We start from the raw sequence: 22,648 nt of genomic DNA, 5'->3' as shown, positions 1-22,648 counted from the left end.
CCCGTGGTCGGTCCCGGGCGGGCCGTCGGGGCCTCCGAGCCGGGGGTCGGTCCGGGGAGACGCGTAGGAAGGCGAACGATGGGCACCAGCTCGACCCCTCGCGCGGAGTTGCTGCGCCAGCGGCTGCGCGGACTGCGGCCGGCCGCGCCGGAGACCGGTGTCACTCCTGTGGCGCGGTCCGGGCCGCCGCCGCTGTCGTTCGCGCAGCGCCGGCTGTGGGTGCTGGACCGGTTGACGCCGGGCGACACCCAGTACGTGATGCCGTTGCGGCTGCGGCTCCCCTCGTCCCTGGACGAGTCGGCGCTGCGTCGGGCGCTGGACGAACTCCTCGCCCGGCACGAGGTGTTGCGCACCCGGTATGTGGAGGTCGAGGGCGAACCGGCGCAGTGGATCGACCCGCCCGGTCCGCTGCCGCTGACCCGGGCCGATGTCGCGGGGCTGCCGCCGGAGGAGGCGCGCGCCCGGGTCGGGGCACTGGTCGACGCGGAGGTGGCGCGGCCCTTCGACCTGGCGGACGAGTGGCCGGTGCGGGCGCTGCTGGTGCGGGAGCCCGAGGCTCTGACGCTGCTGCTGACGTGCCATCACATCGCCTCTGACGGCTGGACGGAGGGTCTGCTGCTCGGCGAACTCGACACGCTCTACGGGGCGTTCGCCGCCGGGGAGGCGTCGCCCCTGGCGCCGCCGCCGGTGCAGTACGCGGACTTCGCGCAGTGGCAGCGCGGCCGGCTGCAAGGGCCGGTGCTGGATCGGCAACTGGACTACTGGGGCGCGAAGTTGCTCGGGCTGACGCCGTTGGCGCTGCCGTTGGACCGGCCCCGGGCCCCGCTGCGGGACAGCGCGGGGGCCACCGAGGTCTTCGAGGTGCCGGCGGGGGTGGCGACGCGGCTGACCGAGGCAGGCGGGGAGCGGGGCGCGACCCCGTTCATGGTGCTGCTCGCCGTCTTCAAGCTGCTGCTGTCGCGGCACTGCGGGCAGCGCGACGTGGTGGTGGGCAGCCCGGTCGCCGGCCGGGAGCGGGCGGAGACCCAGGCGATGCCGGGGCTGTTCACCAACACGGTGGTGCTGCGCACGGACCTCGCGGGCGCGGCGACCTTTCCCGAGCTGCTGGAGCGGGTGCGGGAGACGGCGCTGGGCGCGTTCACCCACCAGGAGACGCCGTTCGAACGGCTGGTGGAGACGCTCGCGCCGGAGCGCGACCCCTCGCGCAACCCGCTCTTCCAGGTCGTCTTCCAGTACGCGACGGCCGGCGAGACGCCGCTGCCCCGGCTGGGCGGAACGCAGTCGCCGGTGGCCTCCCCCACCGCCAAGTTCGACCTGGGGCTCGCGCTCGCCGCGCGCCCCGACGGCTCGCTCCTCGGCCAACTGGAGTACGCCACCGCGCTGTTCGACGCGGCGACGGTGCGCCGGCTGGTCGGCCACTACCTGCGGCTGCTGGCCGGGCTCGCCGCCGACCCGCACGCACCGCTGGACGCCCTGCCGATGCTCGGCGAGGAGGAGGAACGGCTGCTGCGGGAGTGGAGCGGTGCGGGGGAACGCTTCCCGACGGAGCGTTCCCTGCCCGAGGTCTTCCGTGCGCGCGCGGCGATGGCGCCGGACGCGGTCGCGGTGCGCTGCGCGGGGGAGTCGCTGCGGTACGCCGAACTGGACGCCAGGTCCGACGCGTTGGCCGGACGGCTGCGCGCCGAGGGCGTCGGCGCCGGCGACCTGGTGGGTGTCTGCCTGCCGCGCGGCGTGAACCTGGTGGTGGCGCTGCTGGGGGTGGTCAAGTCCGGTGCCGGCTATGTGCCGCTCGACCCCGGGCTGCCGGCCGGGAGGCTCGCCTTCGTGCACCAGGACGCGGGTCTCGCCCTCATCGTGACGGAGCGTCAGCTTGTCGGGGCGCTGCCTCCCGGCGACCGGGCGCCGCTGCTGATGGACGAGGGGGACGACGCGTGGGCCCGGTTGGCTCCTCCCCCGCCGCCGGGGCCCGAGGAGATCGCCTACGTCATCTACACCTCGGGCTCCACCGGGCGCCCCAAGGGCGTCGCCGTCACCCACGCCAACGTGCTGCGGCTGCTGCTCTCCTGCCAGGAGGACTTCGGCTTCGGCACGGGCGACGTCTGGACGCTCTTCCACTCCTACGCCTTCGACTTCTCCGTCTGGGAGCTGTGGGGGCCGCTGCTGACCGGCGGCCGGGCGGTCGTGGTGCCGTTCGAGGTGTCCCGTTCGCCGCGCGACCTGCTGCGGCTGCTGGCGGAGGAGCGGGTCACGGTGCTCAACCAGACGCCTTCGGCGTTCCGTTGGCTGACGGAGGCGGCCGTCGACGGGCCGCTGGCTCCCGGCCGACTCGCCCTGCGGACGGTGGTCTTCGGTGGTGAGGCGCTGGACGTCGCCGAGCTGGCGCCCTGGTACGACTGGTATGCACGCGCCGGGGTGCCGGCCCCCGAACTGGTCAACATGTACGGGATCACCGAGACCACGGTGCATGTCACCCGCCGGCCGCTGCTGCCTGCCGAGGTCGCCGAGGCGGCGCGGACCGGCCGCCGGCACAGCCCGATCGGGCGGCCCCTGGCCGACCTGCGGGTGCGGCTGCTGGACGGGGCGCTGCGCGAGGTGCCGATCGGCGTCCCCGGTGAGCTGTATGTCTCGGGCCCCGGGCTGGCCAGGGGGTATCTGCACCGGCCGGCGCTGACGGCCGACCGCTTCCCGCCCGACCCCCACGCCACCGCGCCGGGCGCGCGGATGTACCGGACCGGCGACCTGGCCAGGTACCGGGCGGACGGTGAGCTGGAGTACCTGGGGCGCGCCGACGAACAGGTCAAGATCCGGGGCCACCGGGTGGAGCCGGGGGAGATCGAGGCCGCGCTGGCCTCCCACCCGGGAGTGGAGCGCGCCGTGGTGCTCGCCCACACGCCCCCGGGCGAACGCGAGGCGCGACTGGTCGCCTACCTGGTACCTACCAGCGAACGGGACCCGGAGGTCGCGGAGTTGCGCGCCCATCTCGGGCGGTGGCTGCCGGGCTATCTGGTGCCGTCCGTCTTCGTCCCGGTGGCGGGGATCCCGTTGACCGGCAACGGCAAGACCGACCGGGCGGCGCTGCCCTCCCCCGAGGACCACCGCGCCCTGCCGTCGGGCGGGCGGACCGCGCCGCGCGACGCCGTGGAGGAGGCGATGGCGCGCGGCTTCGCCGAGGTGCTCGGCCTTCCGGCGGTGGGGGTGGACGACAACTTCTTCGCGCTGGGCGGCGACTCGATCCGCGCCATCCGGGTGGTCGGCGCGCTGCGGCGGGCCGGCGTCGAGCTGACCGTCCAGGAGCTGCTGTCGCACCAGACGATCGGCGGCATCACGGCGGCCCGCCGGGACGCGGCGCCGGCCGCGGGGGCCAGCGAGGAGGAGCGCAGGGTCGCGCCGTTCGCGCTGCTCGCCGCGGAGGAGCGGGCCGCGCTGCCGGAGGGCGTGGTGGACGCCTACCCGCTGTCCATGGTGCAGGCGGCGATGGTCTACCAGATGCTCGCCGACGGCGAGGAGAGCCCGTACCACAACGTGACGGTCTTCCCGATGGTCGACGACGCCCCGTTCGACCTGTCGGCGCTGCGGGCGGCAGCCGCGCTGCTCGCGGAGCGGCACGAGATCCTGCGCACCCGCTTCGACCTGACCACTTTCCGGGAGCCGGTCCAACTGGTAAACGCCGAGGGTGTGGTCGAGGTCGGCCACACCGATCTGCGCGGGCTCCCCGAGGAGGAGGTCCGGGAGGAGCTGCGGCGGTTCGTCGCCGACACCAGGAGCAGCCCGTTCGACGTGACCCGGGCGCCGATGGTCCGCTTCCACGCGCACCGCACGGGCGAGAGCCGGTGGACGTTCTCGTTCATCGAGTGCCACGCGGTGCTGGACGGCTGGAGCCACCACTCGCTGATCGACGAACTGCTCACCGAATACCGGGAGTTGCGCCAGGGGCGGGCGCCGGGGGAACGGCCGGCGCACTCGGTGCGGTTCGCCGACTACGTCGCGCGGGAGCGTCGCGCGCTGGCCTCGGCGGCCGACCGGGAGTTCTGGCGGGACCGGCTGGAGCGCTTCGACCGGGTGGAGCTGCCTCCCTCCTGGGCGGCGGACCCGGCGGCGGGCGAGGAGCCCTACCTGCTCAGCGTCGACTTCGACGACCTGGAGCCGGGGTTGCGCCGGCTGGCGTCCGCGGCGAGCGCCTCGCTGAAGAGCGTGCTGCTGACCGCGCATCTGAAGGTGCTCGCGATCGTCGGCGGCACCCGCGCCCCACGCACCGGGCTGGTCTGCAACGGCCGGCTGGAGACGGAGGGCGGCGAGCTGGTCCGGGGGATGCACCTCAACACCGTGCCGTTCGCCGTGGAGTTGACCGGTGCGGACTGGCGGACGCTGGTGCGGCGGGTGCTGGCGGAGGAGGCGGCGCTCTGGCCGCACCGCCGGTTCCCGCTGCCGGAGATGCAGCGTCGCTGGGGCGCGGGAACGCCGCTGGTGGACGTCGCCTTCACCTATCTCGACTTCCATGTGCTGGACGACCGGTCGATCGAGTCGGCCGGCGTGGTGGACGTCAGCCCCAACGAGTTCGGGCTCGACGTGTGGACGTTCCCCGGCCGGCTCTATGTCTCGGCCCGGCCCGAGCGGCTCGGGCGGGCACGGGGGCGTCGGCTGCTGGCGCTCTACCGGCGGGTGTTGGAGGCGATGGCGGCCGACCCGGCGGGCGACGCGCGCGGCTGCTTCCTGGACCCGGAGGAGGAACGGCGGCTCGCCGGCCACGCGTGGGGCCCGGCCGTCGCATACCCGGAGGCGTGCGTCCACGAGCTGTTCGAGCGGCAGGTCGGGCGCACCCCGGGCGCGGTGGCGCTGCGGGCCGCCGACGGTTCGACGCTGTCCTACGCGGAGTTGAACGCGCGCGCCAACCGGCTGGCGCGGCGGCTGCGGGCGCGGGGCGTCGGCGTCGAGTCGCGGGTCGGGGTGCTGCTGCGGCGCGGCCCCGACCTGGTGGTGGCGCTGCTCGCGGTGCTCAAGGCGGGGGCCGCGTATCTGCCGCTCGACCCGGCCCATCCGCCGGCCAGGCTGGCGACGCTGCTGGGCGAGGCCGACGCCCGACTGGTGCTGACCGAACCCGGGTTGACCGACCGGCTGGCCGGCTCCCCGGCACGCCCGCTGCCGGTGGCGGCCGAGGGCGAGTCGGACGCGGACCTGGGCGTCACCGCCTCCCCCCAGTCGCTGGCCTATCTCGTCTACACCTCGGGCTCGACCGGCACCCCGAAGGGCGTGATGGTCGAGCACCGCAACCTGGTCAACTACGTCTGCTGGTGCCTGGACGCCTACCGCCCGCTGGGCGGCACCGGGTCGCCGCTGTACTCCTCGATGGCGTTCGACCTGCCGGTCACCTCGCTCTTCCCCGCGCTGCTCTCCGGCCAGCCCGTCACCCTCACCGAGGACGACGGGACGCCGGGCGTCGACGCGCTGGTCCAGGCGCTGGAGCGGGGCGGTTTCGGGCTGCTGAAGCTGAGCCCGGCGCATCTGGCGCTGCTCAACAGGACGCTCAGCCCCGAGGGCGCGCGGCGCGCCACCGGCCGACTGGTCGCGGGCGGCGACGAGTTGGTGCGCGACATGGTCTCGCTGTGGGCCCGCCACGCGCCGGAGACGGTGGTGGACAACGAGTACGGGCCGACCGAGACGACCGTCGGCTGCTCCCATGTCGAGGCCACGGCCGCCGCGTTGGAGTCCGGTGTGCTGCCGATCGGACGGCCCGTCAGCAACACGGTGATGCGGGTGCTCGACGCCGACCTGGCGCCCGTTCCGGCGGGCGTGGTCGGGGAGTTGTATCTGGGCGGCGCGCAGCTGACGCGCGGCTACGTGGGTCGGCCCGCGCTGACGGCGGAACGCTATGTCCCGGACCCGTACGCGACGCGGCCGGGCCAGCGCCTCTACCGCAGCGGTGACCTGGCGCGCCGCCGCGAGGACGGGGTGCTGGAGTTCGCCGGCCGGGTCGACGACCAGGTGAAGGTGCGCGGCCACCGGGTGGAGATCGGCGAGGTGGAGGCGGCGCTGCACCGGCACGCCGAGCTGCGGGACGCCGTGGTGCGGCTGGTGACCATGCCGAGCGGGGAACGGGACCTGGTCTCGTATCTGGTGCCGGCCGAGGGCGTCGCCCTGGACCCGGCGGAGCTGGACGCGCGGCTGGCCACCGAGCTGCCCGGCCATCTGATCCCGGCCGGGCACATGGTGCTGGACGCGCTGCCGATGACGCCCAGCGGCAAGATCGACGTCAGGGCGCTGCCGGAGCCGGCGGGTTCGGCGGTGTCGACGGCCTACCGGGCGCCGCGCACGGCGGTGGAGAACGTGCTGGCGCGCACCTGGGCGCGGGTGCTGGGCGTGCCGAGGGTCGGCGTGGACGACACGTTCACCGCGCTGGGCGGCAACTCGATGACGGTGATGCGGGTGATCGTGGCGCTCCGCGAGGAGCACGCGCTGTCGTTGACGTTCCGCGGCTTCTACGAGCACCGCACCGTCGCCGAGTTGGCGCGCGCGGTGACCGGTGCCGGCGCGGACGGCGTCGGCGCGGCGGAGGACGCGGCGGACGCCGTGGTGTGGCTGCGCAGGGAGGGGAGCCGGCCGCCGCTGTTCTGTGTGCACCCGGGCAGCGCGCACTGGTTCGCCGAGCTGGCGGCCCACCTGGACGAGGACCAGCCGGTGGCCGCCTTCGAGTGGCCGGGGCTGACCCGTCCGTGCCCGGCGCCGGAGAGCGTCGGGGCGATCGCCGAGCTGAACCTGGCGCAGCTGCGCAGGATCGCGCCCCACGGCCCCTACCGGCTGCTGGGGTGGTGCGGCGGCAGCCAGATCACCAGCGAGATGGTGCGGCGGCTGCGGGAGGCGGGCGAGGACGTCACGTTCGTGCTGCTCGATCCGGCGCTGGACAGCTACGAGCGGGAGAACATGCGGGAGTTCATGGCCCGCTTCCGCGAGGCCGAGGCGCTGCTGGCCGAGCTGGCCGAGGCCGGGGAGGAGCGGGTGCCGGCGCTGCGGAGGCGGGCGGCGGAGGTGCTGGAGGTCATCGTCGACGACGGCACCGTCGACCCCCCGGTGCCGGGCGACCCGTTCTGGCCGTCGCGGGTGCGGGTGTGGCGGGAGCTGCTCCAGACCCGGCTGGACTACCGCCACCGCCCCTGCCCCGGCGCGCTGCACCTGATCGCCGGCGACGAACTGGCCGCCGGAGACCACGAGGTGGCGTTCGGGCAGAGCTTCGCCGACTACACGGGCCGCTGGTCCGAGCTGGCCACCGGCGGGCTGAGCGTGCACCGGGTGGCCGGCACCCATCTGGGGGTGCTGCGGGCGCCCCATGTCGCCGAGGTGGCACGGACGTTGACCGGGCTGCTCGCCCACGAGGGCCGCTCCGGCCCGCCGTCGAACGAACCGAAGGAAGCGCACTGATGTCCCCATCCCTGCTCGACACCGACTCCCCGCGGGAGACCGGGAGATCCCCCGGTGTCCTCGCCCTGGACGACGCGACGGCGACCGCCGTGGACGCGGTGGCGCGGGCCCTGCTGCCGGTGGCCGGCGGCGCGGTCGACGCGCCCGGGTGGTCGGCGGCGGCCCGGCGGCTGTGGCACGAGCTGCCGACCGCGCTGCGCCGCGCGCTGGCCGACTTCCGCCGCGACCCGGGCCCCGGCGGCGCGCTGCTGCTGCGCGGGCTGCTGGTGCACGAGGCGGGTGTGCCGGCGACGCCCGCGGTCAGCGGCTCCGTGCAGCGGCACGCGACCCTGCCGGCGTCCGTACTGGCCCTGGTCGCCCACGCGTTGGGCGACATGATCGCCTACCGCTCGGAGAAGGCGGGCGCGCTGGTGCACGACGTGGTGCCGGTGCCCGGCAGCGAGGAGTTCCAGGGCAACGAGGGCTCGGTGCTGCTGACGTTCCACAACGAGAACGCGTTCGACATCCACCGCCCCGACTATGTGCTGCTGTTCTGTCTGCGCGCGGACCACGAGCGGGTGGCGGGGCTGCGGACGGCCTCCATCCGGCAGGTGCGGGGGCTGCTCGACGAGCGGCACCGGGAGGCGCTGTTCCGCGCGGACTTCGTGACGGCGCCGCCGCCGTCGTTCGGCGCCGGGAGGGGCGGGTCGCTGCGGCACGCGGTGCTCAGCGGCGCGTGGGACGACCCGGACGTGCTGGTGGACTTCGCCGCCACCTCGGCGGTGACGCCCGGGGGCGCCGAGGCGATGCGGGCGCTCCAGGAGCTGTTCGCCGCGCACGCCGACACGCGTCTGCTGGTCCCCGGGGACCTGGCGATCGTCGACAACCGGCTGACGGTGCACGGCAGGACGGCGTTCGCCCCGCGCTACGACGGGCTGGACCGCTGGCTGCAACGCGCCTTCGTGGCCAGGGATCTGCGCGCCTCCCGGGCGCGCCGGGCCGGCGACGGCCAGGTGCTGGCCGACCTCACGCCCTGAAACCCCCCGGGGCCGGCGCCCCGACGAGACGAGGACGCAGCCGCGCCGACGGGCGACCGTCGCTCTTCCTTCCCTGGTGGGGGCCGCGCGGCACTCGACAGACTCACCAGGCGTGACCCCCAGGAGGTGGGCGATGGACGTCGAAGGCGACGCGCGGACCGGTGCCACCGTGGCGACCTCGTTCGCGCAGGCGCGGCTGTGGTTCCTCGACCGGCTGCGGCCGGGGTCGCCGGAGTACGTGCTGCCGATGGCGCTGCGGCTGCGCGGCCCGCTGGACGCGGCGGCGCTGACCGGGGCACTGGAGGCGGTGGTGACGCGGCACGAGGTGCTGCGCACCCGCTACGCCGTGCGCGGGGAGCGCCCGGTGCAGTGGGTCGAGCCGCCGGGCCCCCTCCCGGTGGAACGGGTGGACCTCGCGGGCGGCGGGCGGGGCGAGGCGGCCCTCTCCGAGCTGCTGGCCGCCGCCGCGCGCCGCCCGTTCGACCTGCGGAACGAGGCGCCGCTGCGGGTCGCCCTGGTGCGGCTGGGCGAAGGGCACCACGTGCTGCTGGTGCTGGCCCACCACATCGCGTTCGACGGCTGGTCCTGGGACCTGTTCACCGCCGAACTGTCCGCCGGCTACGCGGCGTTGACCGGCGGCGCGCGCGCCGTGCCGCCGGCGCCGCCGGCGGGGAGCTATCTGGACTTCGCCGCCGCGCAGCGGGATCGGCTCGCCGGCGGCCGGCTGGCGCGCGGGCTCGCGCACTGGCGGGAGCGGCTCGCCGACCTGCCGCCGCTCGCGCTGCCCACCGACAGGCCGCGCCCCTCGGTGTGGTCGGGCGAGGGCGACGTGGTGCGGTTCGCGCTGCCGCCCACGCTGGTCGCCGAGGTCGACGCGTTCGCCCGCCGCCACCGGGCGACCCGCTTCATGGTGCTGCTCGCCGCCTTCCAGGCGCTGCTGTCCCGCTACACCGGGCAGCGCGACCTGGCCGTGGGCACGCCGGTCGCCGACCGCGGCGCGCCGGGGGCGCGGGAGATGATCGGGCTCTTCGTCAACACGCTGGTGATCCGCGGCGACCTGTCGGGGCGGCCGTCGTTCACCGAGCTGCTGCGGCGGACCCGGCACGAGGCGCTGGAGGCGTTCGGGCACGCGGACACGCCGTTCGAGCGGGTCGTGGACGAGCTGGCGCCCGCGCGTGACCTGTCGCGCAACCCGCTCTTCCAGGTCTCGTTCTCGCTGCGGAACGCGGTCACCGCGCCGCCGGCGCTGCCCGACCTTGAGACCGAGCTGGTGCCGACGCCGCTGGTGGGCACCCCGTTCGACCTGGTGCTCGACCTCAACGCCGTGCCGGGCGGCGGGCTTTCGGCCCGCCTCCAGTACGCCACCGCGCTCTTCGAGCCGACCACCGCGCGGCGGCTGGCCGGCGGCTACGCGACGCTGCTGCCCGCGCTGCTGGCGGCGCCCGATGAGCCGTTCACCCGGGCGGAGTTGCTCTCCTCGGGGGACCGCGTGACGCTGGTCGAGGAGTACAACGCGACGGACACGCCCGTGCCCGACGCCTGCGCGCACGAGCTGTTCGCCGAGCGGGTCGCCGCGGCGCCCGAGGCGCCGGCGCTGCGCGGGGAGTTCGGCGAGCTGAGCTACCGGGAGCTGTCGGAACGCGCCGACGCCTGGGCGGCGCGGCTGGCCGCGCTCGGCGTGGGACCGGAGACGCTGGTGGGTCTCGCGCTGCCGCGCGGCCCCGAGCTGGTCGCCGCGCTGCTCGGGGTGTGGCGCGCCGGCGGCGCCTACCTGCCGCTGGACCCGGCCCATCCGGCGCCGCGTCGCGCGGAGTTGCTGCGCGGGGCGGGCGTCGCCACGCTGCTGGCCACCGGGGAGACGGCCGCAGGGCTGACCGGCTGGTCCGGCACCGTGCTCACCCCCGGCGAGGTGCCGGTCGGCGCCGCTCCCCCGCCGGCCGTCCGCGTCCACCCGGAGAACCTGGCCTACACCGTCTTCACCTCGGGCTCGACCGGCCACCCCAAGGGCGTCGCGGTGACCCACCGCAATCTGGTCAACTACGCGCTGTGGGCCGCCGGAACGTACCGGCCGGGCGGGGCAGGCACCGTGCTGTACTCCTCGCTCGCCTTCGACCTGCCCGTCACCTCCCTGCTGCCGGCGCTGCTGACCGGCGCGGCGGTCACCCTCACCCCGGAGACGGGGGCGCCCGCGTTCACCGGGCTGGCGGACGCGCTGCGCGGCGGCCGGTTCGACCTGGTCAAGGTCACCCCGACGCAACTGGCGGCGCTGGGCCGCGAGTTGCCGCCCGAGGCGCTGCGTTCGGCGACGCCGCGGCTGGTGGCCGGCGGTGAGACGCTGACCGGCGCGGCACTCGACCCGTGGCGCAGGCACGCGCCCGGGACGCTGGTCTTCAACGAGTACGGGCCGACCGAGACCACCGTCGGCTGCTCCGTACTGGTGGGCCGCGCCGGGGAGTTGGAACGCGGGGCGCTGCCGCTCGGCCGGCCGGGCGCCAACACCCGGATGTATGTGCTGGACGAGGAGCTGCTTCCGGTGCTCCCTGGCGCGGTCGGCGAGCTGTACATCGGCGGCGCGCAGGTCGCGCGCGGCTATCTGGGGCGCGGCGACCTGACAGCGGAGCGTTTCGTGCCCGATCCCGACGCGGGGGTGCCGGGCGCGCGCCGTTACCGCAGCGGCGACCTGGTGCGGCACCGGGCCGACGGCGCGCTGGAGTTCGTCGGCCGGGTCGACGACCAGGTGAAGGTGCGTGGTCACCGGGTCGAGCCGGCCGAGGTGGCGGCGGCGCTGGCCGCCTCGGCGACGGTGGCGGAGGCGGCCGTGCTGGTGCACGGCGCGGGTGAGGACGCGGCGCTGGTCGGCTACGTGACGCCCGCGGCCGGGGAGCGGCCCGAACCGGCGGCGCTGCGGGCGGGATTGGCGGCGACGCTGCCGGCGCACCTGGTTCCGGAGCGGCTGGTGGTGCTGGACGCGATCCCCTCCACGGCGAGCGGCAAGGTCGACCGCCGCGCGCTGCCGGCGCCCGTCGCCGAACCGCCGGGCGTCGACCGGGTGGCGCCGCGCACCCGCACGGAGCGGCTGGTGGCCTCGGTCTGGGCGCGGCTGCTGGGGGTGGACGCGGGGCGGATCGGGGCGCACGACGACTTCTTCGCGCTGGGCGGCCACTCGCTGGCCGCGATGCGCGTCGCGTTCCGGCTTCGGGCGCTGCTGTCCGTGGAGTTGCCGCTGGCCGAGGTGTTCGCCGCCCGCACCGTCGCGGAGCTGGCGGCGGCCGTGGAGGGCGCGGAACGGGCGGCGCCCGAGCCGATACCGCCCGTCTCCTACGACCGGCCGCTGCCGCTGTCGTTCGCGCAGCGGCGGCTGTGGTTCCTGGACCGGCTGACGCCGGGCGCCACCGACTACCTGGTGCCGGTGGCGCTGCGGCTGACCGGCGTGCTGGACCGGGCGGCGCTGCTGGCCTCGGTGGGCGACCTGGCGGCGCGGCACGCGGTGCTGCGCACCCGTTTCGTGGAGCGCGACGGGGAGCCGGCGCAGCACGTCGCGGCCGAGGCGGCGGTCCCGCACCGCGACATCGACCTGGGCGCGGTGCCGGAGGCCGCGCGCGAGGCCGAGGTGGGGCGGCTGCTCCAGGCGGACCTGCGGCGCCCGTTCGCGTTGGAGACGGAGGTGCCGGCCCGCACCACGCTGCTGCGGCTGGGGCCCGAGGAGCACGTGCTGCTGCTGACCCTGCACCACATCGCCTGCGACGGCTGGTCGGCCGAGCTGCTGGCGACCGAGCTGGGCCGGCACTACGCGGCCCGCCGCGCGGGCCGGACGGCCCGGCTGCCGGCGCTGCCCGTCGGCTACCCGGACTTCGCCGTCTGGCAGCGCCGGCGGGCCGAGGCCGGGGCGTTCGAGGCGCCGCTGGCCGCGTGGACCGAGCGGCTCGCCGGGATGCCGGCGTGGGAGCTGCCGACCGACCGGCGCCGGCCCCGCACGCGCGACGGGCGCGGCGACCGGCTGGCGGTGCGCGTGCCGGGCGCGGTCGGCGAGGCCGTGGAACGGCTGGCGGAGCGGCACGGGGCGACGCCGTACACGGTGCTGCTGGCGGCGTTCTACGCGCTGCTCGGCCGGTACACCGGGCAGCGGGACCTGGCGGTCGGCACGGTGGTGGAGGGCAGGACCCGGCCGGAGACCGAGCCGCTGATCGGCTTCTTCGCCAACACGGTGGTGCTGCGCGGCGACCTGTCGGGGGAGCCCTCCTTCGACGAGCTGGTGGAACGGGTGCGGCGCGGCGTGCTGGAGGCGTTCGGCGACAGCGAGGTGCCGTTCGAACGGATCGTGGAGGAGCTGGCGCCGGAGCGCGACCCGTCGCGCAACCCGCTCTTCCAGGTGATGTTCGAGACCCGGCCCGACCAGGCGGCGGTTTTCGACCTGCCGGGGCTGGACGTGCGGCCGTTGCCGGTGTCCTGGCCGGTCGCCAAGTTCGACCTGATGCTGTCGGTGCGGCGCCGCGCCGACGGCGCGCTGGACTGCGCGTTCGAGTACGCCACCGCGCTGCTTGACCGGGCGACGGTGCGGCGGCTCGCCGAGCACTACCGGCTGCTGCTGACGGCGGCGGTCACCGAGCCGGGCGCGCCGGTGGGGCGCCTGGAGCCGCTGCCGGCGGCCGAGCGCCGGCTGCTGACCGAGGGGTGGCGCGACACCGCCGCGGCACCGCCGGAGGCGGGGCTGCCCGCGCTGGTCGCCGCCCGCGCCGCGCGGACGCCGGGCGCGCCGGCCGTGGTCTTCGGCGCCCGCACCCTGAGCTACGCGGAGTTCGACTCCGCCGCCACCCGGCTCGCGCGCCGGCTGCGGGCCCTGGGCGTGCGCGCCGAGACCCCGGTCGCCGTCCGGCTGCGGCGCGGGCCCGAGCTGGTGACCGCCGTGCTCGGGGTGCTGCGCGCCGGCGGGGTCTATGTGCCGATCGATCCGGAACACCCGCGCGCCCGGCGGGAGTTCGTGCTGGCCGACAGCGGCGCCAGGGTGCTGGTGCACCGGGCGGGCGAGTCGGAGGAGGAGCCGCCGCCCGGGGTGCGGGCGCTCGACCTGGACGCGGCGCCCGAGCCGCCCGGCGCGGAACCGGCGGCTCTCGAAGCGCCGCTGCCCGAGCAGGCGGCCTACGTGATCTACACCTCGGGCTCCACCGGCCGCCCGAAGGGCGTGGTGGTCCCCCACCGCGCCCTGGCCAACCGGGTGATGTGGACCGTGCGGGAGCACCGACTCGGCCCCGAGGACCGGGTGTTGCAGAAGACGACGGTCAGCTTCGACGCGTCCGTATGGGAGTTCCTGGCGCCGCTGGTCGCCGGCGGCACGGTGGTGGTGGCGGCCGAGGGCGTGCCGTCCGACCCGGCGGCCATGGCAGCCGCCGTCGCCGCGCACGGCGTCACCGTGCTCCAGCTGGTGCCCTCGGTGCTGCGCGCCCTGGTGCGCGAGCCGGGGCTCGGCGACTGTCTGACGTTGCGTCATGTCTTCAGCGCCGGCGAGCCGTTGTCCGTCGAGCTGGCCGAACGGCTGCTGGCGCGGCTGCCGGTGCGGCTGACCAACACCTACGGGCCGACGGAGTGCGCGATCGACGTCACCTCGTGGACGTTCACCGGCGAGGAGCCGGGCGAACTGGTGCCGATCGGCACGCCGATCGACAACACCCGGGTGCTGGTCCTGGACTCGGAGGACCGGCTGGCGCCGATCGGGGTGCCGGGCGAGCTGTGTGTGGCCGGCACCGGGCTGGGGCGCGGCTACGCGGGGCGTGGCGACCTGACCGCCGAGCGGTTCACTCCGCACCCGTTCCCCTCGGCGCCCGGCGAGCGGATCTACCGCACCGGTGACCGGGCGCGGCGGCTGGACGACGGGCGGCTGGAGTATCTGGGGCGGCTGGACGGGCAGGTGAAGGTGCGTTCGGTCCGTGTGGAGCCGGCGGAGATCGAGTCGGTGCTGGGCGAGCACCCCTCGGTGGCCGCGGCGGCCGTCGCGGTCGACCGGCGCCCCGGGCAGGAGGACGCGGCTCGGCTGGTGGCGCACGTGGTGCCGGCCGCCGGCGGAGCGCTCGACATGGCGGAGCTGCGCGCGCATCTCGTGGCGCGGCTGCCGGCGCCGCTGGTGCCCTCGCTGCTGCTGCCGCTCGGGGCGCTGCCGTTGACCGCCAGCGGCAAGATCGACCGGGCGGCGCTGCCGGCGCCGGGTGCCGCGCGCGGCGAGGCGGAGCGGGTCCCGCCGCGCGGGCCGGCGCAGACGGCGGTGGCGGCGGCGTTCGCCGAGGTGCTGGGCGTCGACGCGGTGGGCGCCGACGACGACTTCTTCGCCCTGGGCGGGCACTCGCTGCTGGCGACCCGGCTGGTCTTCCGGCTCCGTGTCGGCCTGGGCGCCCGGGTGCCGGTGGCCGAGGTGTTCGCGCGGCGCACGGTCGCCGCGCTCGCCGAGCTGGTGGCGGCGCCCGGCGCGGACGCCGCACGCGACCCGCTGGTGCCGGTGGACCGGGGCGGGCCGCTGCCGCTGTCCTCCGCCCAGGCCCGGATGTGGTTCCTGGACCAGCTCGACCCGGGCGGCGAGGAGTACCTGGTGCCGCTGGTGCTGCGGCTGCGCGGCGCGCTGGACGAGGCGGCGCTGGTCAGCGCGCTGGACGGGCTGGCCGCCGCCCACGAGGTGCTGCGCACCCGCTACCCGGCGCGGGACGGCGCCCCGACCCAGGTGATCGACCCGCCGGGACCGCTGCCGCTGACCCGGCTGGAGCTGGCGGGCCGCCCGGCGGAGGTCACCGCCGCGCTGGCGCGGGAGACCGCGCGCCCCTTCGACCTGGCCGCGCGGTGGCCGCTGCGCGCGACGCTGGCGCGGCTGGCCGACGACGAGCATCTGCTGCTGCTGACGGCCCATCACATCGCGGTGGACGGCTGGTCGTGGGACCTGCTGCTGGACGACCTGTCCGCCGGCTACCGTGCGGGCGTTACGGGCACGGCCCCGCCGGCCGTGCCCGCCCTCGGCTACGCCGACTTCGCCGCCTGGCAGCGGCGATGGGACGCCGGGTCGGCCGCCGCCGAGCAACTCGCCTACTGGACGGACCGGTTGGCCGATCTGGACCCCCTGGAGCTGCCGACGGACCGGCCGCGTCCCGTGGCGCGCGACGCGCGCGGCGCGCTGCTGCCGTTCGAGATCCCCGACGAACTGGCCGACGCCGTCACCGCGTTGGCGCGGCGGCAGGCGGTCACGCCGTTCGTGGTGCTGCTGGCCGCGTTCGACGTGGTGCTGTCCCGGTGGACCGACCGCACGGATGTCGCGGTCGGCACCCCGGCGGCCGGCCGCAGCCGTCAGGAGACCGAGGGGATGGTCGGCGTCTTCGTCAACACCGTGGTTCTGCGTACCCGTTGGGAGGGCGACCCGACGTTCCTGGCGCTGCTCGGCCGGGTGCGGGAGGACGTGGCGGCCGGATACAGCCGCCAGGACCTGCCGTTCGAGCGGCTGGTCGACGCGCTGCGGCCGGAGCGCGACCTGGCACGCAACCCGCTCTTCCAGGTCATGTTCGAGCTCCAGCAGGGCCAGGGCGGCGCGCCGCGCCTGGAGGGGCTGGCCGTGGAACGTGTCCGGGTGCCGTGGCACACCGCGAAGTTCGATGTGACGTTCTCCCTGGCCAGGCGGCCGGACGGGGGGCTGCGCGGGCTGGTGGAGTACGCCGTGGCGCTCTTCGACGAGGCAACGGTGCGGCGGCTGTCGGGGCACTTTCTGCGCGTGCTGGCCGCCGCCACCGCCGCCCCCGAACTGCCGCTCTCCCGCCTGCCGTCGCTCACCGATCCGGAACGGCGGCAGCTGCTGGTCGACTGGCAGGCGGCGCCCGCAGCGCCGCCCGCGCTGAGCGTTCCCGAGGCGTTCGCCCGAAGGGCCGCCGAACGGCCGGACGCGCCCGCCGTGGTCTTCGGCGCGCACCGGCTGACCTACCGCGAGACCCTGGAACGCGCCGAGGGCGTCGCCGCGCTGCTGCGCGCCCGGGGCATCGGCCGGGGGCGGCTGGTGGCGGTCGCCCTGGAGCGCGGCATCGAGGTGGTGCCGACGCTGCTCGGCGTGCTGCGCGCCGGCGCCGCCTACCTGCCGGTCGACCCCGAACACCCGGCCCAGCGGCTGGCGTTCATGCTGGACGACGCCCGGGCCGACCTGGTGGTGACCGTGGACCGGTTCGCGCGGCGGCTGGAGCGCGCCGGCCGGCCGCTGCTCACCCTCGACACCGAGCCGGCGACCGCGCCGCCCGGGGACCGCGCCCCCTACCCGGCCCTCGACGAACTGGCCTACGTCATCTACACCTCCGGCTCGACCGGGCGCCCCAAGGGCGTGTTGATCGAGCACGGTTCCTACGCCCAGCACTGCCGGGTCATCGCCGACTCCTACGACGTGCGCCCCGGGGACCGGGTGGTGCTGCTCTCCGCGCTCACCTTCGACGTCGCCATGGACCAGACGGCGGCGACGCTGCTGGCGGGGGGCACCGTGGTGGTGGCCGACCCGAAGTTCTGGAGCCCCGCCGAGCTGCCGGCCCGCATCGCCGAACACCGCGTCACCCACATGGAGATCACCCCGGCGTACTACCGGGAGATGATGCACCATGTCCCCCCCGGCGACCCCCGGCTGGGCGGCCTGCGGCTGATGAACGTCGGCAGCGACGTGGTCACCGTCGCCGACGCCAACCGCTGGCTGGCGTCCGGGCTGCCCGGGCGCTTCCTGTGCAACTACGGGCCGACCGAGGCCACCGTCACCTGCCTGCTGCACCCGGTGCCCGACCCCCTGCCCGAGGAGGCCGCCGCCACCGCGCTGCCCATCGGCCGCCCGGTGCCCGGCACCCGCGCCCATGTGCTGGACCGGGACGGCGCGCCGACGCCGGTCGGCGTGCCCGGCGAGCTGCACCTGGGCGGGCTGCGGCTGGCCAGGGGCTATCTGCGCCGGCCGGCGCTGACCGCCGAGCGCTTCGTGCCCGACCCGTTCTCCGGCGAGCCCGGCGCCCGGCTCTACCGCACCGGCGACCTGGTGCGCTACCGGGCGGACGGCGCCATCGAGTTCCTCGGCCGCCTCGACCAGCAGGTAAAGCTGCGCGGCTTCCGCATCGAACTCGGCGAGATCGAGGCGGTGTTGGCCGAGCATCCGACGGTGCGCGCGGTCTCGGTGGTGGCCAGGGACGTGCGTCCGGGCGACCGGCGGCTGGTCGCCTACCCGGTGGCGCACGAGGGCTCCGACGGCAAGCCGCTGGACCTCGCCCGGCTGCGGCGGCACGTCGCCGAGCGGCTGCCGGAGTACATGGTGCCCTCGCTCTGGGAGGAGCTGCCCGCGCTTCCGCTCACCCCGAGCAAGAAGGTCGACCGCCGGGCGCTGCCGGCGCCGCGCCTGGACGGCGCCGCCGACCACCGCCCCCACCAGCCGCCGCGCGACCCCGCCGAGGAGGTCGTCGCGGAGATCTGGGCCGACGTGCTCGGCCTGCCCGCGATCAGCGTGCACGACGACGTCTTCGCGCTCGGCGCGCACTCGCTGCTGGTCACCCGGGTGCTGGCCCGGGTCAACCAGGCGTTCGCCCTCGACATCCCGCTGCGCCGGCTCTTCGACGCCACCACGGTGGCGGCGCTGGCCGAGATCGCCAGGGAGGCCGTCGAGGAGGAGCTGGCAGGACTGTCCGACGACGAGGTCGGCGCGCTGCTGGCCACGGAGGGAGAACGATGAGCGAGACCGGGGCGGCGACCCTCGCCACCGCGCCCGACGGCGAGACCGCGGGCACCCGCGCCGCCGACGTCGGCCCGGACACGGGGGTGTTCGAGCGCTACGAGTCGGAGGTGCGGCTGTACTGCCGCACCTTCCCGGAGGTCTTCGACCGGGCGAGGGGCACCGAGCTGTTCACCGAGGACGGCCGCCGCTACCTGGACTTCTTCTGCGGCGCCGGCAGCCTCAACTACGGCCACAACAACGAGCTGATCAAGCGGCGGGTCGCCGACTACCTCGCGGCCGACGGCCTCACGCACGGCCTGGACCTGCACACGGTCGCCAAGCGCGACTTCCTGCGCGCCTTCGTGGAGACCGTGCTGCGGCCCCGGGGGCTGGACTACAAGGCGCAGTTCGTCGGGCCCACCGGGACCGACGCGGTGGAGGCCGCGCTGAAGCTGGCCCGCCGGGTGACGGGGCGAAGCGGGCTGGTCGCGTTCACCGGCGCCTTCCACGGCATGTCCCGCGGCTCGCTCGCCGTCACCGGCAGCCGCCGCGCCCGGCGGGCCGGCGGCGCGTCCGGGCAGGACGTCACCTTCGTCCCCTACGCGGACGGCCCGGGCGGCCCGTTCGACTCCGTGGGCTATCTCGAACGGCTGCTGGCCGACCCCTCCTCCGGCACCGAGCCGCCGGCCGCGGTGATCGTGGAACCGGTGCAGATGGAGGGCGGGGTCTATCCGGCGCCGGCCGGCTGGCTCGCCGAGCTACGCGAACTCACCACCCGCCACGGGGTGTTGCTCGTGCTGGACGAGATCCAGACCGGCTGCGGGCGCACCGGCACCTTCTTCGGCTTCGAGGACGCCGGGATCGTCCCCGACCTCGTCACCGTCTCCAAGTCGATCGGCGGCCTGGGGCTGCCGTTGGCGCTGACGCTGCTGCGCCGCGACCTCGACGCGTGGCGGCCGGGCGAGCACACCGGCACCTTCCGGGGCAACCAACTCGCCTTCGTCGCGGCGACGGCGGCCTGCGAGCTGTGGCGCGCCCCCGCGTTCCAGGCCGGGTTGACGGCCGGCACGGAGCGGCTGCGCCGCTTCGGCGTCGAGTTGACAGAACGTGAGCCGGCGGTGCGGGTCAGGGGGCGCGGCATGGTGCTCGGGGTCGACCTGGCCGGAGCCGGCGGCGCCCGACGGGCCCGACAGGCGCAACGCCGCGCGTTCGACGGCGGGTTGATCGTGGAACTCTGCGGAAGGGACGACGAGGTGATCAAGCTGCTGCCGCCGCTCACCGCCACCCCCGCCGAACTCGACGAGGGACTGGGCGTGTTGGCGACCGCCCTGCGGCCGGACTGACGCCCGTGCCGCGCACCCGCCTTCCGCACCCGCCGTTCACCCGTTCCCCGCCCGAAGGAGCCCCCATGACCCGCGCCGCGCGCCGCCATCTGATCTCGATCGACGACCTGGGCGACGAGGAGCTGCGGTGGCTCGTGCGGCGCGGCGTCGAGTACGCCGAGGGCGCCCACCGCGACGCCCGCCCGCTGCGGGACACCGTCGTCGGCACGCTCTTCCGCAAGACGTCGACCCGCACCAGGACCGCGTTCTCCGCCGGGGCGCTGCGGCTCGGCGCCCAGGTGATCGCGTACGGTCCGGCCGACCTCCAGGAGAACACCGGCGAGAGCGCCGCCGACACGGCGGCGGTGCTCTCCCGGATGCTGGACGCGCTGGTCGCCAGGACCGCCGGCGACGAGTCCGAACTCCGCACGCTGGCGGCCCAGTCGACGATGTCGGTGATCAACGCGATGAGCGCCGCCGAGCATCCCACCCAGGCACTCACCGACCTGACGACCCTTCAGCGTTACTTCGGCGCGGTCGACGGGCTGCGCGTGCTCTATGTCGGCGAGGGCAACAACACCGCCTCCGCGCTGGCGTTGGCGCTCTCCCGCCACCCCGGCACCCGGCTCTGGCTGCGCACCCCGCCGGGGTACGGGCTGGCACCGGACTACCTGGGGCGCGCCACCGCCCACGGGGAGCGCGTCGGCTCCCGGGTGGAACAGCGCCACGACATGGCCCGGTTGCCGGAGGCCGACGTCGTCTACACCACCCGTTGGCAGACCACGGGGACCACCAAGCACACCGAGGACTGGCGGACGGTCTTCGCGCCGTTCCGGGTGGACCGCGCGGTGCTCGAAGCCAGCGGGGCCGGGGTCTTCCTCCACGACCTGCCGGCGCACCGGGGCGACGAGGTCACCGGCGAGGTGCTGGACGGGCCGGCCAGCCTGGCCTTCGCCCAGGCGGAGAACAAGTACCACAGCGCCCGCGCCGTACTGGAGTGGTGCGTGGCCGCGCCCGACGGCACCTGACCGCCCGACGGGACGGCGGTCTCCCGCCCCGGAGGGCCGGCCGGTCAGCGGGCCGGCCGGTCGTCGGGGCGGCCCGACGGAACGCCCGGCGCACGCCCTACGCACGCCCTACGCACAAGCCCCTGGAAGGAAGGTCAGCGATGTCGGAGTCCGTTCTCCTGCCCGGTGGGAGATGGCGGTTGTGGGGTCGGTTCGCGTTGCGGGGCGCGGGCTTCCCCATCCACGAGATCCACCCACTCGCCCACACCCACCTAGCCACCACAGCCGACCACCTCACCCCCCACCCACGCGACACACCCGACTGGAAAACCTACGAACACACCTACAACCAAACCACCCTCACCACCACCCAACACCTCCAACACCTAGCCACCCAACCCACCCTCAAAGCCGCCATCGCCTGGCAAAACCGCACCCTCCTTACCACCGCACTCCCCTCCTTCCACAACTGGCAACCCACCACCACCAACCGCACCAGCATGAACCGCCAACGCGAAGAACTCCTCGCCCACTACTGGCAACGCCTCACCACCAAAAACGACACCATCGGCTTCTTCGGCCCCGTCGGCTGGGGCCACTGGAACACCCACCCCCACCAACCACACCTGACCACCCACCCCGGACAACACCTCACCACCACCACCCACCACTACTACTCCAGCTGGGCCATCGACACCCTGGCCACCACCCTCACCACCCACCACCAACTCCACCCCTGGACACCACCCCACCGCACCCCCCACCACCACACCACCCCCACCCACCACCACACCCCCGCCCGACCACCCACCCCGATCGACCCGTTCACCAGGGAACTGCTGCTGCTCTGCGACGGGGTCCGGCTGCCCGCGGAGTTGGCGCGGGAGCTGGGGCCGCGCGTGGGCCGGACCGTGGCAACGGACGAGGTGCTGGAGGCGCTGGGGGCGCTGGCCCGCAGGCGGTGGATCAGCTGGCGGCTGTCGATCCCGGCGTCCGCGCACCCGGAGCGCGCGCTGCGCGCCGCGCTGGAGCGGGTCGGCGACCCCGACCGGCGCACGCGGTCGCTGGCCGCCCTGGACCGGCTGGAGGCGGCGCGCGACCGGGTCGCCGCCGCGGGGCGTGACGGCGAGGCGCTGGACGAGGCGATGGCCGGCCTGGAGGCCGAGTTCGCCGAGCTGACCGAGACCCCGGCGCGGCGCGCCAAGGGCGCCAGGACGGCGCCCTGCCGTTCGCTGCTCTACTCCGACAGCCGCCGCTCCGCCACCGTCACCCTCGGGCCCGCGCTGCTGGCGGAGCTGGCGCCGATGAGCCTGTGTCTGACGGCCGCCGGATGGCTGACGGCCCGCTACGCCGAGCGGGTCGGCGCCCGCATCCGGGAGACCTTCGACCGGCTGCGCGGCGCACGCGACAGCGTCGATCTCGGCTCGCTCTACCTGGCCTGCCTGCCCGCGCCGCACGCCGGCTCGGTCGAGGACATCGACGCGCTCCAGGCGGAGCTGCGGGACCGCTGGGCGGCGATCATCGACGCGGAGCCCGGCGCCCGGCGGGTGTGGCGGTCCTCGGCCGAGCTGGCCCCCCGGGTGGCCGAGGCGTTCGGCGAGCCGGGTGACGCGTGGAACATCGCGCGCTACGCCAGCCCCGACGTGCTGGTCGTCGCGGAGAGCGAGGAGGCCGTCAACCGGGGCGAGTTCGAACTGGTCCTGGGCGAGCTGCACGTGGCGATGAACACCATCGGCGCCTCGCTCTTCGTCAACCAACACCCGGACCCCGACGAGCTGTTGGCCGAGACCGACCGCGACTTCCCCGCACCCCGCCTGATGCCCCTGCTCCCCAAGGAGCAACCGCCGCGCTGGTCCACCAGGAGCCGTCCCGCACTGGTAAGGCCACAGGACTACCTGGTCGCGCTGGCGGAGCACACCGGCGACCCGGCCCGCCCCCGCACCGTCCTCAGCGGCGACGTCCTCGTCCAGGACCGCGAGGGACGCCTCACCGCCGTCCTCCCCGACGGAGCCACCTTCCCCCTGCTCGACGTCTTCGGCAACGCGCTGACCAACCGCGTCATGGACCGCTTCGCCCTGCGTCCCGAGGCGCCGCACTCCCCCCGGATCACCGTCGACCGCATGATCATCGCCCGCGAGACCTGGCGCCTCGACCCCACCACCCTCCACTTCGCCCACGAGAAGAACGAAGCCCACCGCTTCGCCACCACCC

Annotated in this window: 6 protein-coding genes; all 6 read left to right on the top strand. The window is 75.6% G+C overall.

Annotation, left to right across the window (positions count from 1 at the left end; translation table 11 throughout):
• The first annotated feature begins 78 nt into the window (after positions 1-78).
• Entirely contained in the window at positions 79-7,410 is a 7,332-nt protein-coding gene (locus FH715_RS18460) for a non-ribosomal peptide synthetase (protein ID WP_139646716.1), read from the top strand.
• Entirely contained in the window at positions 7,410-8,426 is a 1,017-nt protein-coding gene (locus FH715_RS18455; protein ID WP_139646714.1) for a TauD/TfdA family dioxygenase, read from the top strand. The genes FH715_RS18460 and FH715_RS18455 overlap by 1 nt, the downstream gene beginning before the upstream one ends.
• A gap of 133 nt (positions 8,427-8,559) precedes the next feature.
• Positions 8,560-18,126 (top strand): non-ribosomal peptide synthetase, encoded by a 9,567-nt coding sequence (locus tag FH715_RS18450; RefSeq protein ID WP_139646712.1) that lies wholly within the window; start codon positions 8,560-8,562, stop codon positions 18,124-18,126.
• Positions 18,123-19,451, top strand: a complete 1,329-nt coding sequence (locus FH715_RS18445) for a diaminobutyrate--2-oxoglutarate transaminase (RefSeq protein ID WP_139646710.1) — start codon at positions 18,123-18,125, stop codon at positions 19,449-19,451. Before FH715_RS18450 ends, FH715_RS18445 begins: the two co-directional genes overlap by 4 nt.
• A 65-nt stretch (positions 19,452-19,516) precedes the next feature.
• Entirely contained in the window at positions 19,517-20,458 is a 942-nt protein-coding gene (locus FH715_RS18440; RefSeq protein WP_139646708.1) for an ornithine carbamoyltransferase, read from the top strand.
• A gap of 140 nt (positions 20,459-20,598) precedes the next feature.
• Positions 20,599-22,648 (top strand): lantibiotic dehydratase (locus FH715_RS18435; protein ID WP_139646706.1); only part of this gene is annotated, 2,050 nt, incomplete at its 3' end.

This window comes from Streptomyces sedi (assembly GCF_006335015.1).
Lineage (GTDB): Bacteria > Actinomycetota > Actinomycetes > Streptomycetales > Streptomycetaceae > Streptomyces > Streptomyces sedi.
The sequence above is the reverse complement of the archived record's forward strand: the minus strand, read 5'-3'. Positions and strand labels throughout refer to the sequence as shown.